20 protein-coding genes are annotated in these 18,042 nt (G+C 26.4%); 11 read left to right on the top strand and 9 right to left on the bottom strand.

Annotation, left to right across the window (positions count from 1 at the left end):
- The first annotated feature begins 131 nt into the window (after positions 1–131).
- Positions 132–2,009, top strand: a complete 1,878-nt coding sequence (gene metG, locus N3D74_03195) for a methionine--tRNA ligase (protein MCX8095180.1) — start codon at positions 132–134, stop codon at positions 2,007–2,009.
- A gap of 6 nt (positions 2,010–2,015) precedes the next feature.
- Positions 2,016–2,912 (top strand): cation diffusion facilitator family transporter, encoded by an 897-nt coding sequence (locus tag N3D74_03190; protein MCX8095179.1) that lies wholly within the window; start codon positions 2,016–2,018, stop codon positions 2,910–2,912.
- Positions 2,913–2,915: 3 nt separating this feature from the next.
- Here N3D74_03190 and N3D74_03185 read toward each other — a convergent pair whose 3' ends face one another.
- Both N3D74_03185 and thpR read right to left on the bottom strand, forming a co-directional pair.
- A complete protein-coding gene (locus N3D74_03185) occupies positions 2,916–3,464 on the bottom strand; it encodes a macro domain-containing protein (GenBank protein MCX8095178.1) in 549 nt (182 codons plus the stop codon).
- Between the two features lie 13 nt (positions 3,465–3,477).
- The gene (thpR, locus tag N3D74_03180) at positions 3,478–4,035 is read right to left on the bottom strand and encodes an RNA 2',3'-cyclic phosphodiesterase (GenBank protein MCX8095177.1); all 558 of its coding nucleotides are present in this window, start codon (positions 4,033–4,035) and stop codon (positions 3,478–3,480) included.
- Positions 4,036–4,095: 60 nt separating this feature from the next.
- Here thpR and N3D74_03175 point away from each other — a divergent pair, with 60 nt between their 5' ends.
- The 6 genes from N3D74_03175 to tmk are packed head-to-tail and all read left to right on the top strand — an operon-like array spanning position 4,096 to position 8,947.
- Complete coding sequence (locus N3D74_03175; protein ID MCX8095176.1) at positions 4,096–5,130, top strand: hypothetical protein; 1,035 nt, start codon at positions 4,096–4,098, stop codon at positions 5,128–5,130.
- Complete coding sequence (locus N3D74_03170; GenBank protein MCX8095175.1) at positions 5,127–5,681, top strand: TlpA family protein disulfide reductase; 555 nt, start codon at positions 5,127–5,129, stop codon at positions 5,679–5,681. Before N3D74_03175 ends, N3D74_03170 begins: the two co-directional genes overlap by 4 nt.
- Before the next feature lie 4 nt (positions 5,682–5,685).
- Entirely contained in the window at positions 5,686–6,195 is a 510-nt protein-coding gene (locus N3D74_03165) for a nitroreductase family protein (protein MCX8095174.1), read from the top strand.
- A 37-nt stretch (positions 6,196–6,232) separates the two neighbouring features.
- Entirely contained in the window at positions 6,233–6,868 is a 636-nt protein-coding gene (locus tag N3D74_03160; GenBank protein MCX8095173.1) for a deoxynucleoside kinase, read from the top strand.
- Positions 6,843–8,336 carry an AAA family ATPase gene (locus N3D74_03155; GenBank protein MCX8095172.1) on the top strand — a complete coding sequence of 498 codons (1,494 nt, stop codon included), beginning with the start codon at positions 6,843–6,845 and terminating at the stop codon, positions 8,334–8,336. The genes N3D74_03160 and N3D74_03155 overlap by 26 nt, the downstream gene beginning before the upstream one ends.
- On the top strand, positions 8,312–8,947 hold the full coding sequence (gene tmk / locus N3D74_03150) for a dTMP kinase (protein ID MCX8095171.1): 636 nt from the start codon (positions 8,312–8,314) through the stop codon (positions 8,945–8,947). Before N3D74_03155 ends, tmk begins: the two co-directional genes overlap by 25 nt.
- Here the strand turns inward: tmk and N3D74_03145 are convergent.
- Together N3D74_03145 and N3D74_03140 are read right to left on the bottom strand one after the other, a co-directional pair.
- The gene (locus N3D74_03145) at positions 8,928–10,313 is read right to left on the bottom strand and encodes a coenzyme F420-0:L-glutamate ligase (GenBank protein ID MCX8095170.1); all 1,386 of its coding nucleotides are present in this window, start codon (positions 10,311–10,313) and stop codon (positions 8,928–8,930) included. The two genes, tmk and N3D74_03145, sit on opposite strands and share 20 nt — an antisense overlap.
- 24 nt (positions 10,314–10,337) lie before the next feature.
- Positions 10,338–11,231, bottom strand: a complete 894-nt coding sequence (locus N3D74_03140; protein ID MCX8095169.1) for a DegV family protein — start codon at positions 11,229–11,231, stop codon at positions 10,338–10,340.
- A gap of 66 nt (positions 11,232–11,297) precedes the next feature.
- Between N3D74_03140 and N3D74_03135 the strand changes: the two genes are divergently transcribed.
- The gene (locus tag N3D74_03135) at positions 11,298–12,371 is read left to right on the top strand and encodes a DUF362 domain-containing protein (GenBank protein MCX8095168.1); all 1,074 of its coding nucleotides are present in this window, start codon (positions 11,298–11,300) and stop codon (positions 12,369–12,371) included.
- A gap of 3 nt (positions 12,372–12,374) precedes the next feature.
- On the opposite strand, the gene N3D74_03130 is transcribed toward N3D74_03135, so the two are convergent.
- The 5 genes from N3D74_03130 to N3D74_03110 form a co-directional block, all read right to left on the bottom strand.
- Positions 12,375–12,605 (bottom strand): DUF5668 domain-containing protein, encoded by a 231-nt coding sequence (locus N3D74_03130; protein MCX8095167.1) that lies wholly within the window; start codon positions 12,603–12,605, stop codon positions 12,375–12,377.
- Between the two features lie 316 nt (positions 12,606–12,921).
- On the bottom strand, positions 12,922–13,689 hold the full coding sequence (locus N3D74_03125; GenBank protein MCX8095166.1) for an ABC transporter permease: 768 nt from the start codon (positions 13,687–13,689) through the stop codon (positions 12,922–12,924).
- Positions 13,686–14,603 (bottom strand): ABC transporter ATP-binding protein, encoded by a 918-nt coding sequence (locus N3D74_03120; GenBank protein MCX8095165.1) that lies wholly within the window; start codon positions 14,601–14,603, stop codon positions 13,686–13,688. The genes N3D74_03125 and N3D74_03120 overlap by 4 nt, the downstream gene beginning before the upstream one ends.
- Positions 14,600–15,346, bottom strand: coding sequence for a hypothetical protein (locus N3D74_03115; GenBank protein ID MCX8095164.1), 747 nt, complete (start codon positions 15,344–15,346; stop codon positions 14,600–14,602). The genes N3D74_03120 and N3D74_03115 overlap by 4 nt, the downstream gene beginning before the upstream one ends.
- A 13-nt stretch (positions 15,347–15,359) precedes the next feature.
- Positions 15,360–15,662: a transcriptional regulator gene (locus tag N3D74_03110; protein MCX8095163.1), complete on the bottom strand. Its 303-nt coding sequence runs from the start codon at positions 15,660–15,662 to the stop codon at positions 15,360–15,362.
- Between the two features lie 216 nt (positions 15,663–15,878).
- Here N3D74_03110 and N3D74_03105 point away from each other — a divergent pair, with 216 nt between their 5' ends.
- Both N3D74_03105 and N3D74_03100 read left to right on the top strand, forming a co-directional pair.
- Positions 15,879–16,553 carry a helix-turn-helix transcriptional regulator gene (locus tag N3D74_03105; GenBank protein ID MCX8095162.1) on the top strand — a complete coding sequence of 225 codons (675 nt, stop codon included), beginning with the start codon at positions 15,879–15,881 and terminating at the stop codon, positions 16,551–16,553.
- Positions 16,543–18,033 (top strand): radical SAM protein, encoded by a 1,491-nt coding sequence (locus N3D74_03100; protein MCX8095161.1) that lies wholly within the window; start codon positions 16,543–16,545, stop codon positions 18,031–18,033. The genes N3D74_03105 and N3D74_03100 overlap by 11 nt, the downstream gene beginning before the upstream one ends.
- Positions 18,034–18,042: the final 9 nt, after the last annotated feature.

The following is an 18,042-nucleotide window of genomic DNA, read 5'->3' as shown; positions in this document are numbered from 1 at the left end:
ATTTAAGATTATGTGAATTATAAATAGAAGTTATGAAACATTAATTTAAACTAAAAAATAAATTAATACTTGAAATTGGGGTTGTAAATTTATAAAATTTACTCATAAAGATTTGAAAAGGAGGATTTAGAATGAAGAAATTTTACATCACTACTCCAATTTACTATGTAAATGATGAACCTCATATAGGCCATGTTTATACAACAACAATTGCAGATATAATAGCAAGAGAAAAAAGAAAATTAGGATTTGATGTGCTTTTTTCAACTGGTACAGATGAAAATGCTAGTAAAGTGAAAAAGGTTGCTCAAGAAAAAGGAATAGATACAAAACAATTTGTTGATATTCTTTCAGAAAGTTTTAAAAAAGTATTTAATGAATTTAATATATCATATGATATTTTTATAAGAACAACTGAAAAAAGACACGAGAAGGTTGTTCAATATTTTTTCAATAAATTAAAAGAAAATGGATATATTTATAAAGGAATTTATGAAGGTTGGTATTGCATTTTCGATGAGACATTTTTCTCTCAAGATGAATTAAAAGAAGGAAATATTTGTCCTGTTTGTAATAGACCTGTTGAATTTATAAAAGAAGAAGATTATTTCTTTGCTTTATCAAAATTTCAAGATGAACTTCTAAAACACTATTTAAATAATCCAAAATTTGTTGAACCTGAATCAAGATATAATGAGATGCTATCATTGATAAAAAGTGGATTAAAAGATATTTCAATAACAAGAAAAGGAATAGGTTGGGGAATTCCTGTTCCAGGAGAAGAAAACTCAACAATATATGTTTGGTTTGATGCATTAATAAATTATGTAACAGTTAGTGGTTTTTTAGAAGATGAAGAAAATTTCAAAAAATATTGGCCAGCAGACCTTCATTTAATAGGTAAAGATATTACTAGATTTCATACAATTATTTGGCCTGCAATGTTAATGGGAGTTGGTATTCCATTACCACAAAAAATTTATGCACATGGTTTTTGGCTTTCACACGGTGAAAAAATGAGTAAATCAAAAGGAAATTTCATTAAACCAGATGAAGTTATTAATTGGTTTATGGAAAAAGCAAATGTTGATAAAGATATTGCAGTAGACGTATTTAGATATTACATCTTAAGAGACATGACTTTTGGAGAAGATGGAAACTTTTCTTATGATTCATATATTACAAGATACAATAGTGAACTTGCAAATGACCTTGGAAATCTCCTATATAGGACTCTAAATATGGGTTTTAAATATTTCAATGGAAAACTCAACGGAAATTTTGATGATGAAATTTATCAAATATTTGATAAAGAGTTTGATGAGACTGTTAATCTTTATGAAAATTTAAAACTTTCTGATGTTCCTATTAAAATAAATAATTTAGCAAATATTTTGAATAAATATATTGATACAAAAGCACCATGGAATCTTTATAAAGATAATAAAGAGGAATGTGAAAAAGTTTTATCAACCGTTTTTCATGGAATTTATACAATTATTAATTTACTTTCTCCAATATTAATTACATCATCTAGGAGATTTTTATATGCATTAGGCAAAGAGGAGGAAGGCACGTTAATAAAAGAAAAAATTTTCCCATGGAAGCGTGAATTTAATTTAAGAGAAGTATCTCCAATATTTCCAAGAATTGAGGGTGATAAAGAAAAAGTTGAAATTAAAGAGAATTATATAACAATAGAGGATTTTCAAAAACTTGATTTAAGAGTTGCAGAAGTAATAGAGGCAAAAAGAGTGAAAGATTCAAAGAAGCTTATTGAAATAAAAATTAAGATTGAAAATGAAGTAAGAACTATTGTTGCTGGAATTGGAGAACATTATTCAGATAATGAGTTAATTGGTAAAAAAATTATTGTTTTAAAAAATCTTGAACCTAAAAAACTCAAAGGAATTTTAAGTGAAGGAATGCTTCTTGCTGCATCAAAAAATGGAAAGCTATCCCTATTAACTGTTGATAAAGACATTGATACAGGAGCAAAGATATCATAAATAGTTATGTCTGAACAACATAGAGATTTAAAAGAGAGAAATTTATTAATCGTTATAAGTTTAAATTTATTTATTTTTATTTCTGAATTTTTAGGAGGAATTTTTTCAAAAAGTTTATCACTTCTCTCAGATTCATTTCATAATTTATCAGATACTTTATCAATAATTATTTCTCTTATTGCAATAAGGTTTTCGAAAAAAGAAAACTCTTATGAATTTACATTTGGAGGTAAAAGAGCAGAAATTCTAGCTTCTCTCATAAACTCGATTTTTCTTTTTTTTATTTCATTTTTTTTAATAAAAGAAGCCTTTTCAAGAATTTTTAAGCCTCAAATAATAAATTTAAATTTAATGTTAATGATTGCAATTATTGGTTTTATTTTAAATGGAGTTTCAGTAATACTTTTAAAGAGTTTTTCAAAAGAAAATTTAAATATAAAATCTTCATATCTTCATCTTTTAATGGATACATTATCTTCTGTTGCTGTTATTGTTGGTGGAGTTTTAATGATGTTGTTTAAAATTTATTGGATTGATCCAATATTAACATTTTTAATTGTTTTTTATATTATAAAAGAGGGTTTTGAAATTTTTAAAAAATCAATAAAAATTCTTCTTGAGGCTTCTCCTTATGGTTTCGATTTTGATAAATTAAAAATTGAATTAGAAAAAATTGAGGGGGTTTCAAACCTTCACCATGTTCATATATGGCAATTAGATGATAAAAACTATCTTTTTGAAGGTCATATAAAACTTAAAAAAGATTATCCTATTAGCAAAGGAGATGAAATTAGAGAAAAGATAGAATTTATTTTAAAAGATAAATTTAACATTAATCATTCAACTATACAAATTGAATATAATGGGTGTTGTGAAAAAGATTTAATAAAAAAGAAACATTAATATTTAACCTTCTTCCATTGCCTCTTTAAATAGGTTAGGAATTTCATCACCAATTCCAATAAGACGCACAAGTTTTATAGTTGTTTGTCTTTTTTTTAAATAATCTTTAACAGTTTTATAAATTATTTCTGTGCCTCTCTTTTTTGGAAATCCAAATATTCCACAACTTATTGCTGGAATTGATATTGAACTAATTAAATTTTCTGTTGCAACTTGGAGTGCAGATTCAATTGCTTTCTTTAATTTCTCCTCTTCGTCTCCTTCTCCCCAAACTGGTCCAACAGTGTGAATTACATATTTACATGGCAAGTTTCCTGCAGTTGTTATTACTGCTTCACCTGTTTTAAGTGGCCCTCTTGCTTCAATTATTTTATTACTTTCTTCTTGAATAACTAATCCACCTTTTTTTACAATTGCACCTGCAACCCCTCCTCCATGAGATAGATGTCTATTTGCAGCATTTACAATTGCATCTGTTTCCTCTTCTGTTATATCACCCATAACAACTTGAATTGTTTTTTCGTTAAAACTTTCTTCTTTTAAAACTTTCATATGTACCTCCAGATTAGAATAGAAAATCTTTGATTGATTTATAAATTGGCCCCTCTGGTGTTAATTTTGATTCAAAAAGAGTTATTTTATTTAAATAAAAAGGGTTTATTTCAATTTTTTCATTTAAAAGTTTTTTAATATCTTCTTCAAAAAGGATATCTTTTACCCTTCCAATTGTTAGATGAGGAACAAAATTTTCTTTCTTTAAATGTAATATTTTGTTTAAATCTGGAAAAAGTATTTCATATATTTTTTTCATTTCATCTGTTCCTTGTGTTATATCTAAAAAAATTACTCTAGGGCTTTTTTCATTTGGAAAAAAAGAAATTTTTTTAATTTCTACTTTAAATTTACTAAATTTCGTTTTATAAATATCAACTGTGTTTATTATTTTTTGTGCTTTATTATTATCTATTTCGCCAAAGAAAAAAATTGTGAAGTGTAGATTTTCTTCTTCAACCCACTTGACTTTCCCTTTAATCTCTTTTTTAAATTTTTCAATTAATATATTTATCTCTTTTTTTGTTTCATTATCAATTGGTAAAGCAAGAAAAGCTCTCATTTTTTCCATTATACAATAAAAGTGGTATAATTTTAATTATAATGCTTGAAACTCAAGGAGGAGTGAATAATGAAGAAAAGATTAGAGGAGTTCATTCTTAAAGTAAATCGCGATTCTCACAACTTTTTATTTGTAGTTAATTTTATTATTTTTTTACTAGTAATTTCATTTATTGCTCCTACACTTAATCCAAATCTTGATCTCTTTTTAAATTTAAACTTAAAAAATCTATATCAAAATTTCCTCTCTCAAATAACCTCACCTATTTTATATTTAATTTTCTCACTTTTAATTGGAGTTATATTTTATTTTGGAAATATATTTCTATCATGGATAGGATTTCCTTTAATTTTTCTTGTCTTTCTTTTAATTGAATATATAAATTATTTATCATTTATATTTTTAAGAACTGGAACAATATCAGTTTTAAATATTCCAAAAGGTGAGTATAAAGGTTTTGCTCTCTTCTTATCCTCTATACCACATACACTTCTTGTCTCTTTTGGATTTTTCTTATCTCTTGCTCTTGGATTAACAATCCTACTCTCTTTTACAACTTTTATTTACAGAATTTTAAAAGATAAATTTCCAAAGTTAAAACCTTTAACATTAAAAATTATCACATTTATAATATTTAATCTTCTTCCAAATCTTATTCTTTTATTCTTTATAGTAAGACCAATTTATAATGAAGTTAAACTATTTTCATTTAGAGGTCCTCTTTTAATTGTTGTAATAGTTTACCTTTTTTCAATTGGTAATCATTTCTTTTCTTTAATCACAAATGAGTTAAAAGTTTATAAAGATATAAGACCTACACAATATTTTGTATCAAAAATAAATGAGACAATTCCATATTCTTTATATGGACTTATTTTAATTTTGATAGGAATAATTCTTGAACACACAGTTGATTTAAGATTTCTTTTACCTATATTAAATAAAATAAATATTTCCCAAACACCCTTAAGAGTTTTAAATATAATAACTGGTGCTTTGTATATATCTGCAATAATAATTCCATTTTGGTATGTTTTCTTTAAGTCAAAAAAATGGGCTAAAAGTATACTTTCAAAAAGAAAAGAGGTGAAGAAAAAGAAATGAAATTTTTTTCAATTTTTATATTAATAATATTAATTTTTTTTATTTCTTTATCTTCATGCTCAAAAAAAGTTGATAATTCAAATGTTTCAACTTCAAATCTTCCTAATGATTTTATAGTGAAAGAAAAAAGAGAAGTAGCACATAACTTTGGTTTATCAACTATTGATGGCGGTTATTTAACTTTAAATGAATTTAAAGGTAAAGTAGTTTTGCTTGATTTTTGGGCTGAGTGGTGTGGTCCATGTAAAAAATCAACTCCTATTATTGTTTCTTTATACAATAAATATAAAGATAGAGGTTTTGTTGTAATTGGTATGAATCTTGATGATGAAAGTGATTTTGATAAAGTTATTGATTATATCAAGAAAAGTAAAATTGAATACCCAATAACAATAAAAGGCTTTAATATTGCACAAAAATATGGTGTCAGTGGAATTCCAAAATTTTTTTTAATTGATAAAGAAGGCAAAATAGCACTAACAATAACAGGTCTATCTACAACACTTGAAAATGATTTAAAAAATTCAATAGAATTTTTATTAAAGGAGTGAATTTATGATTTTAAAAGAGATTTTAGAAAGGTATAGTGTGAGAAAATATCAAAGTAAAGATGTTCCACAAGAATTAATACTTGAATGTCTTGAAGCAGCTCGTTTAGCTCCATCAGCTAATAACAAACAGCCATGGAAATTTATTGTTGTAAGAGATCCTGAAAAAAGAAGAAAAATTGGAGAGCCGACAACATGGGCTAAATTTATAAAAGATGCACCAGTTTTAATTGTTGGTTGTGTCACTGAACCAAGTTTTAAAATGGGAGGGTGGTATGACAGTTCAATTTTAGATATTGGAATTGCAATGGAACACATTGCTCTTCAAGCAACACATCTTGGTCTTGGAACCTGTTGGATTGGTGATTTTGATGAGAAATTAGTAAAAGAAGTGCTCGAAATACCTGATAATATAAGAGTTGCAGCACTAATGACACTTGGATATCCTCTTCAAGATAAAATTCCTGAAAAGAGAAGAAAAAAACTTGAAGATATAATTTCTTTTGAAAAATATTAATTAAAAAACCATTTTAATAAAATGATAAAATTAATACATGGGAAAATTTATAGTTGCAATATGTGGAAATATAGGGGTGGGAAAATCAACACTTGCAAAGATTTTAGCAAAAAAGTGGGGATTTGTAATACTCTCTGAACCACAAGACAAAAACCCTTTTCTAAAAGATTTTTATTCTGACCCAAAAAGATGGGCGCTTCACTCTCAACTGTTTTTTCTTGTTCAAAGGTTAAAAATTTTTGAAGAGATTGAAAAAAGAGAAGATTCTATTATAATAGATAGAACAATTTATGAAGATGCAGAGATTTTTGCAAAACTTCTTCTTTCAAAGGAGGAATATAATTTGTATAAAGAAATTTATAATCTTGTTAAAAGGAATTTTCCAAATCCAAATTTACTTATATATATGTATGCACCAGTTGATATATTGCTTAAAAGAATAGAGATGAGAGGAAGAGATTATGAAAAAAATATTAAAAGAGGATATCTTAAGAAACTTGAAAAAGCATATGAAGATTGGATAAAAAATTATAACTTATCACCTGTTTATAGATTTGATACAACAAATATAGATATTTATAATATGTTTCTTAATTTAGATAAATATATTTCTGAGATAGAAAACTATTTTTGGGAGGCAAAGCGTTATGTTAAAAGAGACAGAACTTTATAAATTAAAAGAATATGAAATGGAGGCATTTTTTTCAGTTTTGCCTCCTTTTGTTAAAAATGAACTTAAAAAACTTGATAGATGGGATGATTTAATTGAAGTTGTTCTTGATCTTGGAAGAAAACCTGAGGCAAGATTTATAGATGGTAAAGTTTATCTTTCAAATGAAATAATTACAAGAGAAGATATTGAATATGTAAAAAATAGAATTGGTGATTTTGATAGAGATAACAGAGCTGGTATTGAGAGAACCCTTCATAGAATTTCATGTATTAAGAATAGAATGGGAAATATTGTTGGATTAACTTTAAGAGTTGGAAGAGCAGTTTATGGAACTATAGATATTGTTAGAGATCTTTTTGAAACAGGAAAAAGCATTCTTCTCCTTGGTAGACCTGGTGTTGGCAAAACAACTCTTTTAAGAGAAGCAGCGAGAGTTTTATCAGAGGAGTTAGGAAAAAGAGTGGTTGTAGTTGATACTTCTAATGAAATAGGAGGAGATGGTGATATCCCTCATCCAGCAATTGGTTCTGCTAGAAGAATGCAAGTTCCATATGGAAGAAGCCAAGCTGATGTTATGATTGAAGCAGTTGAAAATCACAATCCCGAGGTAATTATAATTGACGAAATAGGAAGAAAAGATGAAGCAGAAGCATGTAGAACAATTGCAGAAAGAGGAGTGCAATTAATTGCAACAGCACATGGAAACACACTTGATAATTTATTAATAAATCCTGTTCTCTCTGATTTACTTGGTGGAATAACCACTGTTATTTTAGGAGACGAAGAAGCACAAAGAAGAGGAACTCAAAAAACTGTTTTAGAAAGATCTTCTCCTCCATCATTCGACATTTTGATTGAAATAAGAGATAGAGATACACTTTCAGTCTATTATGATGTTGCTGAAGTTGTTGATAAATATTTAAGAGGATATCCTTTAAACCCTGAAATCAGAAGAAGAACAGTTAATGGAAAATTTGAAATTAAAAAGGAAAGTGAAGCAGAAAAATTACCAACTTATACTCCATTAAGAATATTTACATATGGAGTATCAAGAGATTTCTTAGAACAAGGTTTAAGGTCAGTTGGTCTTGATTGGGAATTTGTTGATTCAATTGAAGATGCTGAAGTTTTAATAATTGCCAAAACTCAAGAGAAAAAAAGTGGAAGAATTTTAAATGAAGCAAAAAAAAGAGGAGTTGAAGTTTTTAAAGTAAAATCAAATACTAAATCGAACATAAGGAAAGTTTGTCTTGAATTAAGAAATGCTTTTATTGATAAAAAAAGAGATTATCTTAAAGAAATTGAAGAAGGTGTAAAAGAAGTTTTATCTACTGGAAAACCATATCCATTATATCCAGCACCAAGCCACATTAGAAAAATTCAACATAAAATAATTAGAGAGTTTGGTTTGAAATCTGAAAGTCAAGGAGAGGAGCCTTTTAGATGCGTAATTATCTTTCCAAAATAGGTGGTTTTTTTATAACATTTGAAGGAATTGATGGTTGTGGTAAATCAACACAAGCCCGCCTTCTTGTGGAAAATCTAAACTCTTTAGGAATTGAAGTTTATTGGACAAAAGAACCAGGTGGAACAGAGATTGGTAAAATGGTAAGAGAAATTCTTTTAAAATTTAATGGAGAAATAGATACATTAACAGAATTTCTTCTTTTTGCTTCAGATAGAAGTGCTCATGTAAAAGAAATAATAAAAGAGTTAAGCAAAGGAAAAGTAGTAATTTCTGAGAGATTTAAGGATTCTTCAATTGCATATCAAGGATATGGTGGGGGGCTTTCAATAAATTTTATTGAAAGAATACATAGAGAAATAACAATTCTTGAACCTGATTTAACAATACTACTTGATGTTTCACCTACAACTTCAATAAAAAGAGTTAGAGATCCTGATAGAATAGAAAAAAAGGGAATTGATTATTTAGATAGAGTTAGAAATGGATATCTAATTTTATCAAAGATTTATAAAAATAGATATGTTATATTTGATGGAGAAAAAGATAAAATTAGTCTATCAAATGAAATATTTGAAATTGTAAAAGATAGAATTACTCAATATTCTTTCTGATTATAACAATTGGTGTTTGAAAATCTTCATTTCCTTGAGGATTATCAGATAAAACTTTCTCAACATAATTTTTATCAACTCCATCTGTTGAATCAACAACCCATGCAATTCCAAGATCATTTGCATCAACAATACAAGCTTCGCATCCTGTAATTTCTTTAACTTTATTTAAAAATTTTTTAGAGTCATGAACTCCAGAAATCACATAATAATCATATGGAGGCATTGAAGCAGGCATATCATCAATTTGAGTTACAATTTTTCCGGCAATAATGTAAAATATACCTCTTTTTTTAAAAATTTTACCTAAAAAACCAAAAAAAGAAGCAATTAAAATTCTTAAAAGGCCTACTTCTTCAATTGCAATTTGCATTGCATAAGGATTTGAAAGAGGAGCTGTTGTTGCAAAAGGATTATTTTTGTTTCTTGAAACAAAGGAAGATAAAACTTTCGCAAATATTGAAGGATTAATTGTCTCAACAGAAAAAACCCTTCCATCAGCAATTGCAGCAACTGCTGATGCAATTGTTATAATGTCACCATCTTTTAAAATTCCTTTTGTTTTTTCTCTAATTTCTTCAAAAATATCACTTCTTTCAGTAATAAGTGATGTTTTAATAGGTATTCTTAGAGCACTATCTTTAATCTCAATTTTTTCTACCTCTCCTAAATCGATTCCATATATTTTAACTCCATTTTTAATTATGTTTCCTCTTCTTCTTTGAATACCTTCTTTCCATATTTTTATTGCATCATCAATTTTTCCCAAATTATAGAGTGTTTCACCATAATATAAAAAATCTTTTTCATAAAAATTTGATGGCTTTAAATTATAAAATTTCTCATAAAATTCTTTTGCTTTCTCATATTCCTTTTTCTCAAAATAAATTCTAGATAACCTTTTAAAAAGATATCTTGCGGGAGATTTAATATCTTCGTTAAGTGGTACATTTTCTTTTTTTAGAAGTTCCTCATATTCTTTCAAAGCACTATCTAAATCTTTCTTCTCATAATAATATAAATCTCCAAGAACAAGATTATACCAGTAAGTTTCTCTATTGTTTTCCTTTGCCTTTTTTATTACCTCTATTGCTTTATCAATCTCACCTTTTCTTAAATAGAGTTGAGATAAAGTTCTATAAATTCCTCTCCCCTTTTTAAATTTTTCTATTCCCTCTTTTAAAATTTCTTCTCCTAAAGAAAAATCACCATTCTTAATTAAAAGATTACCAAAAATTTCGTAAATTTTTGGTGTAAAGTAATTTCTATTTACCCTTTTTAATTTTTCTAATAAAATATCATCTTTTCCTTTTCTTGAAAAGGAATAAATATAACCTTGATAAATTAGTGAGATTATTTTTTTCACATATTAATTATAAAAGAAAATTTTTTAAATAACTCCTTCTAAATTTTCTTCAAAGAAACAAAGCCCAGTTGTTCCTGGACCTGGGTGAGCACCAATTGTTGTTCCCATAATTCTAGTTATTATTTCCCCTTTGAAACCTGTTATCTCTCTGAAATATTCAATTAAGAAAAGTTGATCTTCAAGACAATCAGCATGAGGAGAGCCAACATATAGATGTTCCAAACTTTTAATGTTTTCTTTTGCTAATTCTGCAATTCTCATTAAAGATTTTTTTCTTCCCCTGACCCTTTCAAGTGGTTCAACTTCTCCGTCTTTTACTTGCATTATTGGTTTTAAATTCATTATATTTCCTAAAAATGCAGTTCCTTTACCTAGTCTTCCACCAAGATAAAAGAAATATAGGTCTTCAACTGTAAAGAATACAAAAGTTTTATCTCTTATTATCCACAATTTTTTTAATATATCATTAAAAGAAAGAGAGCCTTTTTTTATCATTTTTGCAGCAACTATTTGTTGAATTCCTTCTCCTAGAGTTGCAGATTTTGTGTCAAAAATTTCAACCCTTACATTGGGATATTTTTTATTCAACTCATCTTTTGCAAGTTGAGCAGATTGATTACTCCCACTAAATTTTGCTGATAAGGTCATAACAAGTATATTATTATAACCTTGATTAACAAGATCTTCCATTGGTTTAAGATAATCTTCCATATTTGGCTGTGATGTTCTTGGGTGTTTCTTTTTTTCTCTCATTATCTTAAAGAAATCCTCTGGTTTTAAAGTAACATTTTCTTTATAAACTAAATTTTCTTCTCCTTCAAAATAAAGATAAAATGGAACTTCTACTATGTTATATTCTTGAACTATTTCTCTTGGTATATCCCCTGCAGTATCAACTATTAAACCTATCTTTTCCATAATCTCCTCCTTTTTATAATTAATAGATTCATTTTAAAATCATTTGTTACATTATATAATTAAAACATGGAAAAGACAAAGGTTTTTTTAAAAAAAGTTATCACATCAACAATTTCAAATTTTTTGGAAGAAACATTTAATATTTTTAAAGATAAACCATTCCTTGAAGGTGAAAGAGTTTTAGTTTATTTTGATGGCTTTTATGATAAAAAAACTACTTTTTCAACTTATCCAGACGAGAATTTAATAAAAGAATTAATTGAAAAACTTATAAATTTTGGAGTTCAATTAAGAATTGGTGTTCCTGTTGTTGAATATCTTGATGAAAAATTATACTCAATATTAAAATCTTATCCTGTTGAAATTATTTCATTTATGAGAGAAGGTTTTGTTAAAGTTCAACACAAAAAGATCACAATAGGACCAGTAAGAAGAGGAACAGAACATACCCATAGAAGAGTTTTAAGCAAATTATATTTACCACAATCATATTTTTGGGCAAATTCACTAATTTCAATATCTAAAATCAAACTTCACCCATTTTATATTTTTGAAGGCGCAACAATTGGTATTTTATCTTTAACCCCATCATATACAAAAGTTGAGACTCTTTTTTATGGCGCAAATTTAACTATACTTGGTGAGGCACTTTCAGAGATCATTTCAATCATAAATGAAAAAATAAAGCTTGTTTTCCTTGATGGACTTTCAATTTTTGAAGGTGATGAAATTAGAGGAAACAAAAAAGAGTTAAATGTCCTTTTATCTTCAAATGACATATTATCAATAGATTCTGTTGGTTCTGTTTTAGTTGGTTTAAGACCAAAAGATAATCCAATATTTAATTCAATATCATTAAGAAATTTAGGTGAAAACAAATTAACTAATATTGAAATAAAAGGAGACAAATTTGATATTTTAATTCAAAAAGCAAAACTACCAACAAAAAGAAAATCTTCTATTTTCAGTAAAACTTCTTTTCAAATAAATAAAGATTTATGCACAGATTGTGAAATTTGTACTGAAATTTGTCCGACATCATGTATTGATTTATCAAATCACTCAATTGACATTAAAAGATGTATTTCTTGTTTTGAATGTTATCTAAGATGCCCAGAACACGCGATAGAGATTAAATAAGAATCACTCTTCTTCTTTATCTTTCTTCTCAAAAGGGAAATCTTCATGAAAATCTCTTCTACAACTAAAAAAATTTCTGAAAAATTTTCTTTTTGTGAAAGAGCCAATAATTATCCATAATCCAAGAATTATTAGTAAAATTGGCCAAAAAATTTCCCAAACATCGCCTGAAATTATTCCTAAATTTTTAAGCAAAAAAAGAACACCCAATGCAACCAAAATTAAACCAAACAATTCTTATCCTCCTTTCTCCTTTTGATTTATTACAATTTCAATTTATAATCAAATTTACTTGACTCACAATATAATATACCTTAAATCTAATATTTTTAATCTAATTTAAACTAATTATATTTTCACCTTTCTCGACAACTTTTTCAATGTCTCAAAATCTTTTAATCAATCTATTGCAATTATTTAAATAAGCACTATAATATTTTTTATTTTTCTTCAACTTTTAAAATTAATCAACTCTTCATAAAAATTTTATCTTCGCATAATCTATAAGCATATCTTTTAATTATTACAGGTGATAATGTCACTTATGTAATTAATCATAATACCATTTAAATGTCAGAATAGAAATTATAAAGCAAATAACCATCATTAAAATTATTACTATTAAATCTATTTTTAAATTTAAATTGAGTTTTACCCAGGAAATATCACTTTTGAGCCAAGTTCTTTTAAAAAGATCTACTATATAGGTTAAAGGGAAAAATTTTGATAAAGTGAGCATAAATTTTGGAAAATTTTCAATTGGTATTGTTGATCCAGATAGAAAAAGCATTGGAAAATAAATTATATATGCGAATGTGCTTGCTGTTCTCGGATTTGATATTAAACTTGCAATTATAAAACCAATTGAAAATAAAGATAAGGTAGATAAAACAAATGATAAAGAAAAAATAAATACATTTCCATAAAACTTTAAATCAAAAACAATTTTTGCAACTAAATATAAAAGAATAAAACCTATTAAGGTTAAAATAAAATTAACAACTATTTGAGAAATTATTATATAAATTGGCTTTAAAGGAGTTGCCATATATCTTTTTAAAATTTTTTTATCTCTATATTCAACAAGAGTCAAAGGCAAACTCATAATACCATTTACTGCAAGTATAACTCCAAGATATGAAGGAACTAAAACATCTACTGAACCAAAACCACCAAAATAGGGTGTTGGTTTGTTTCCATAAATTCCACCCATCATTAAAACTATAGCAACTGGAAATATAATCGCAAAGAAAACAACTATAAATTCTCTTAAAAGAAGTTTAAAATCAACTTTAATTAATTCATAAAGAGTTTTCATTGTTTTACCTCCTCATAAATCTTTCCTGTTAAAGAAAGGTAAGTGTCTTCTAAATTTGGTTTTTTTGTTTTTAAATTTTTAAAATTAACTTTATTTGTATACAAAAAATCAACAACATTTTTTAAAAAATCCTCACCTTTACCCATAAGAGTTATCTCACCATTTTGTAAAAGAACCTTTGTTATTCCTTTAATTTGATAAAATTTTTCTAAATCAAAAACATCTCCCTCAAATTTAATAACTTCATCAAGATTACTCATTTTAATTAAGTTTGATGGTGTATCAAGGGCTATAATTTTTCCTTTATCAATTATTGCAACTCTATCGCATAAGACTTCTGCTTCCTCCATATAGTGTGTAGTTAGAAAAATTGTTTTTCCTACTTTTTTTAAATCTAAAATAAATTTCCACATATCTCTTCTTGCTTTCGGATCTAGACCTGTTGTGAGTTCATCAAGAAAGACAATTTCAGGATCAGGAATAAGTGCTAGTATTATTGATAATTTTTGTCTTTGTCCACCAGAAAGATCTGAAACAAAACTATTTTTAAAATTTTTAAGGTCAAATTTTTCTAAAAGCTCTTCATAATTTACTCCTTTTTCATAAAAAGAAGAGAAAAGTTTTAATATTTCCCAAACTTTTATTTTATCTTGATATCTTGTTTCTTGAAGTTGAACACTAATTTTTTTGTAAAGATTCTCTCTATTTTTATATGGATTCATTCCAAGAACTTTAATTTCTCCAGAAGTTGGTTTTCTTAGTCCTTCTACACATTCAATTGTCGTTGTTTTTCCTACACCATTTGGTCCAACCATTCCAAAAACTTCACCTTTAAAAACATAAAAACTCAATCCATCGACTGCTTTAATCACTCCATAATACTTTTTTAAATCATTCACCTCAATTATTTTCATTTTTTACTCCTTTTAAAATATATAAATCCACTATAAATTGATGTTAATAGAGGAACTAAAGATGCAACTAATATTCCTAAATTTTTATTTATTATTGAACAAATTGGTACTCCAAAAATTCCAAATAAACCAAAGATGAAAAATAAAGTATCAATTAAACCACTAATAAAAATCCCAACTCCTGTAGTAAATCCAAACAGAAGAGTAAAAATAAATCTATAGTCATAATTTGTATTTAGTTTCAATAAATATTTTATTAATGATATCAAAGTGAAACCCATACCAGAAAAAATAATTCCCCATGTTATACCAATTTTTGAAGAAACAGAAAGTTTTATAGGAATATAATCTTCTTTTTTAAATCTCTCTTGATAATAATAGTTAATTGAATAACTTATAAAAATTAAAACTACAAATGTCATTTGCATAAGAATATAATTTTTAAAAGTATTATAAACAATTGATGTAATCAAACCTGTTAATGCCCAAGAAACTCCAGAAATTAAATAATTTGATACCTTTAAAGTCGATAAAAAAGCACCAAATAAAAAAATGTATAACCAAAATAGATCTCCTAAAAATTTAAAACCAAATCCATAATAGGCAAAGGTTATAGTCAAAATTAATCCCCAAATAGCCATATATCTTGTAAACTCACTTTTTTCTTTTTCTGCTTTTAAAGAAATTAATTTAAAAGCATCAATTGTTTCAAGAACTTTTTTGATTTCTTCTTTATTAATCACAATTAACCTCCTTTTAAGTAAGTAAATTTTTCAAAAAATTTTCAATGTTATCTAAATATTTAATAAATCTCTCTTTGCCTTCTTTTGTAAATTTATAAAATGTTTTAGGTCTTCTTCCAACGAATGTTTTTCTTACTTCAATAACTCCATTACTTTCTAATATTCTTAAATGTGATGTTAAATTACCATCTGTTAAATTAAGCGATTCTTTTAAATCTGTAAAGCTCATTTCACCTTCCTTTAAAAGGAGTCCTAATATCATCAATCTTGTTTTCTCATGTATTACATCATCAAATTCAAAAACTTTGTCATTCATTTTACTTTGTAATACAAAGTATAATAAATTTTTAAAATTTGTCAAGAGGTATTAAAAATTATTTTAAAAAAGCGATTTTTTAAAAAAATAGAAATTCAAAGTTTTTTAAAACAATACATTATTGTTATATTAGGTTATATTATTCCTTTATACTAATTTAGTCTTATTTTAAATATAGTTGACAAAAGTAAAAAAAACTAATAAAATAGAATTGATATGAATAATTTAGATATTAAATTAACTGAAAGACAAAAAGATTTAATTTACTTTTTAACTGAATACTTTAAAAAAAACAAATGGATTAATCCTTATATAATTTCAAAAAAACTTGATATAAATCTTATAACAGCATATGAACATTTGAGAAATTTAAAAGAGAAAGGAATTTTAAGAATTGAGTTTATTAAAAAGGGGAAAGGAAGACCGAAATATTATTATACATTAACAACTCAAGGTAAAATATTTCTTTATGGATCAAAAAAATTAGATGAGTATAAAAAATTTTTAGAAGAGTTTGAAAAAGCTAAAATTGATGGAAAACTTAATGATTTTATAAAGGAAAAATTAAAAATTTTAGCATCAAAAACTATTAAACCTTTAATTTATATTGTGTTAGGCTTTTTGATTATTTCAACACTTTTTTCTAATACAAAAGAGTTTGAAACTTTGAAGGAATTTCTTTTACTCTCCTCAACTTCAAAAATTCTTTTTTTAAGTTTTGCATCATATTTATTTTTCTTACTTACAAAATTTTTTGATGATTTTAAAGGATTTGAAGCAGATTGGGAAGACATAAAACTTAATTTTATAAATTTAAAGGATGAAGAGAGAGAAGAAATTGTAAATTTACTCATTGGTTATTTGAGCGGAGGTGATAAAAATGAGTATTAAGCAAATTGTTGCTGGGTATCTTGTTAAAAAAACTCTTTTATATACTAAAAAAGATCCAGAAAAAAATTTAGATAAAATTTTAGATTTTATGAAAGCAATAACCCCAATAAAAACTTACAGAGAACAAATTGAAGCAGCAAAGAAAAATATTCACAAGGATAATTACTGGAAACTAATTACAGGAGTAATTAAAAGAGTTGATGAAAAGATGTTGACCAAATTAGGTTACAACTTCTTTGTAAACACACTTCTTATTGGAGTTCAAAAAAATAACGAAGCTGAAAAGAAATATGGAGTGCCAGGTCTTTTTACAATTTTAATAAGTCCTACTATGAGATGTAATTTAAAATGTATTGGGTGTTATGCTGGTGAATATACTAAAAAAGATGACCTTCCTATTGAAATAGTTGATAAGATAATAACAGAAGGTAAACAACTTGGGACCTATATGTATACTATTCTTGGAGGAGAACCTTTCATCAGAGAAGATATGTTTGAGATTTATAAAAAACACTCTGATTGCGCTTTTCAAGTTTTTACAAATGGGACACTTCTTGATGAAGAAATGGTTAAAAAAATAAAGGAAGTTGGAAATGTAATGCCTGTTTTAAGTATTGAAGGATTTGAAAAAGATACAGATGAAAGAAGAGGAAAAGGTGTTTTCAAAAAGCTTATGGATGCAATGGATCTATTAAGAGAAAATGGCATTCTTTTTGGTTACTCAACAACATATACAAAATTAAATGCAGATACTGTAACAAGTGAAGATTTTCTTGATATGTTAATAGAAAAAGGAGCCTTTTGGGGTTGGTATTTCCTTTATATGCCAGTTGGAAGAGAACCTTCAGTAGAATTAATGGCAACACCCGAACAAAGAAAAAAGTTAGGAGAATTTATAAGATGGGCAAGAGAAAATAAACCAATTTGGCCAATGGATTTCTGGAATGATGCTCCATTTGTAACAGGTTGTATTGCTGGTGGAAGAAGGTATATCCATATAAACCATAAAGGTGAAGTTGAACCCTGTATTTTCTTACACTTCTCAGGGGGAAATATAAAAGAAAAGAGTTTAATTGAAATTTTAAAATCTCCTCTATTTACATATATTAGAAAGTTTCAACCTTTTAATAAAAATTTACTTATGCCATGTGAAATTATAGATGAGCCAAAGGTATTCAGATACATTTATAATAAAACAAAACCACAAGCAACTGATCTTGATGCTGATTTAATTGCAACAGATGAAAAACTAATGAATGATTTAGATAGATACTCAAAAGAAGTTGCAAAAATGATGAATGAAGTTTGGATGAATGAACCAGTTTTTGAAAAGCTTAGAGAAGCAGCTAGAAAAGCTATAGAAGCAAAAAAGGAAAGATTAAATAAAGAAGCACTTGAGAAAAGAAAAAGATATGACGAAATTTTAAAAAGAAAAAAGGAGAGAGAGGAGAGGTTAGAGAAAGAAATTAAAGTTAATTGAGGTAATTAT

This window comes from Caldisericia bacterium, assembly GCA_026414995.1.
Taxonomy (GTDB): domain Bacteria; phylum Caldisericota; class Caldisericia; order B22-G15; family B22-G15; genus JAAYUH01.
The sequence above is the reverse complement of the archived record's forward strand: the minus strand, read 5'-3'. Positions and strand labels throughout refer to the sequence as shown.

Excerpts from the sequence above, each read along its gene's own strand:
- metG (MCX8095180.1), top strand. The coding sequence starts at position 132 with ATGAAGAAATTTTACATCACTACTCCAATTTACTATGTAAATGATGAA.
- N3D74_03190 (MCX8095179.1), top strand. The coding sequence starts at position 2,016 with ATGTCTGAACAACATAGAGATTTAAAAGAGAGAAATTTATTAATCGTT.
- N3D74_03185 (MCX8095178.1), bottom strand. The coding sequence starts at position 3,464 with ATGAAAGTTTTAAAAGAAGAAAGTTTTAACGAAAAAACAATTCAAGTT.
- thpR (MCX8095177.1), bottom strand. The coding sequence starts at position 4,035 with ATGGAAAAAATGAGAGCTTTTCTTGCTTTACCAATTGATAATGAAACA.
- N3D74_03175 (MCX8095176.1), top strand. The coding sequence starts at position 4,096 with ATGAAGAAAAGATTAGAGGAGTTCATTCTTAAAGTAAATCGCGATTCT.
- N3D74_03170 (MCX8095175.1), top strand. The coding sequence starts at position 5,127 with ATGAAATTTTTTTCAATTTTTATATTAATAATATTAATTTTTTTTATT.
- N3D74_03165 (MCX8095174.1), top strand. The coding sequence starts at position 5,686 with ATGATTTTAAAAGAGATTTTAGAAAGGTATAGTGTGAGAAAATATCAA.
- N3D74_03160 (MCX8095173.1), top strand. The coding sequence starts at position 6,233 with ATGGGAAAATTTATAGTTGCAATATGTGGAAATATAGGGGTGGGAAAA.
- N3D74_03155 (MCX8095172.1), top strand. The coding sequence starts at position 6,843 with ATGTTAAAAGAGACAGAACTTTATAAATTAAAAGAATATGAAATGGAG.
- tmk (MCX8095171.1), top strand. The coding sequence starts at position 8,312 with ATGCGTAATTATCTTTCCAAAATAGGTGGTTTTTTTATAACATTTGAA.
- N3D74_03140 (MCX8095169.1), bottom strand. The coding sequence starts at position 11,231 with ATGGAAAAGATAGGTTTAATAGTTGATACTGCAGGGGATATACCAAGA.
- N3D74_03135 (MCX8095168.1), top strand. The coding sequence starts at position 11,298 with ATGGAAAAGACAAAGGTTTTTTTAAAAAAAGTTATCACATCAACAATT.
- N3D74_03125 (MCX8095166.1), bottom strand. The coding sequence starts at position 13,689 with ATGAAAACTCTTTATGAATTAATTAAAGTTGATTTTAAACTTCTTTTA.
- N3D74_03120 (MCX8095165.1), bottom strand. The coding sequence starts at position 14,603 with ATGAAAATAATTGAGGTGAATGATTTAAAAAAGTATTATGGAGTGATT.
- N3D74_03110 (MCX8095163.1), bottom strand. The coding sequence starts at position 15,662 with ATGAATGACAAAGTTTTTGAATTTGATGATGTAATACATGAGAAAACA.
- N3D74_03105 (MCX8095162.1), top strand. The coding sequence starts at position 15,879 with ATGAATAATTTAGATATTAAATTAACTGAAAGACAAAAAGATTTAATT.
- N3D74_03100 (MCX8095161.1), top strand. The coding sequence starts at position 16,543 with ATGAGTATTAAGCAAATTGTTGCTGGGTATCTTGTTAAAAAAACTCTT.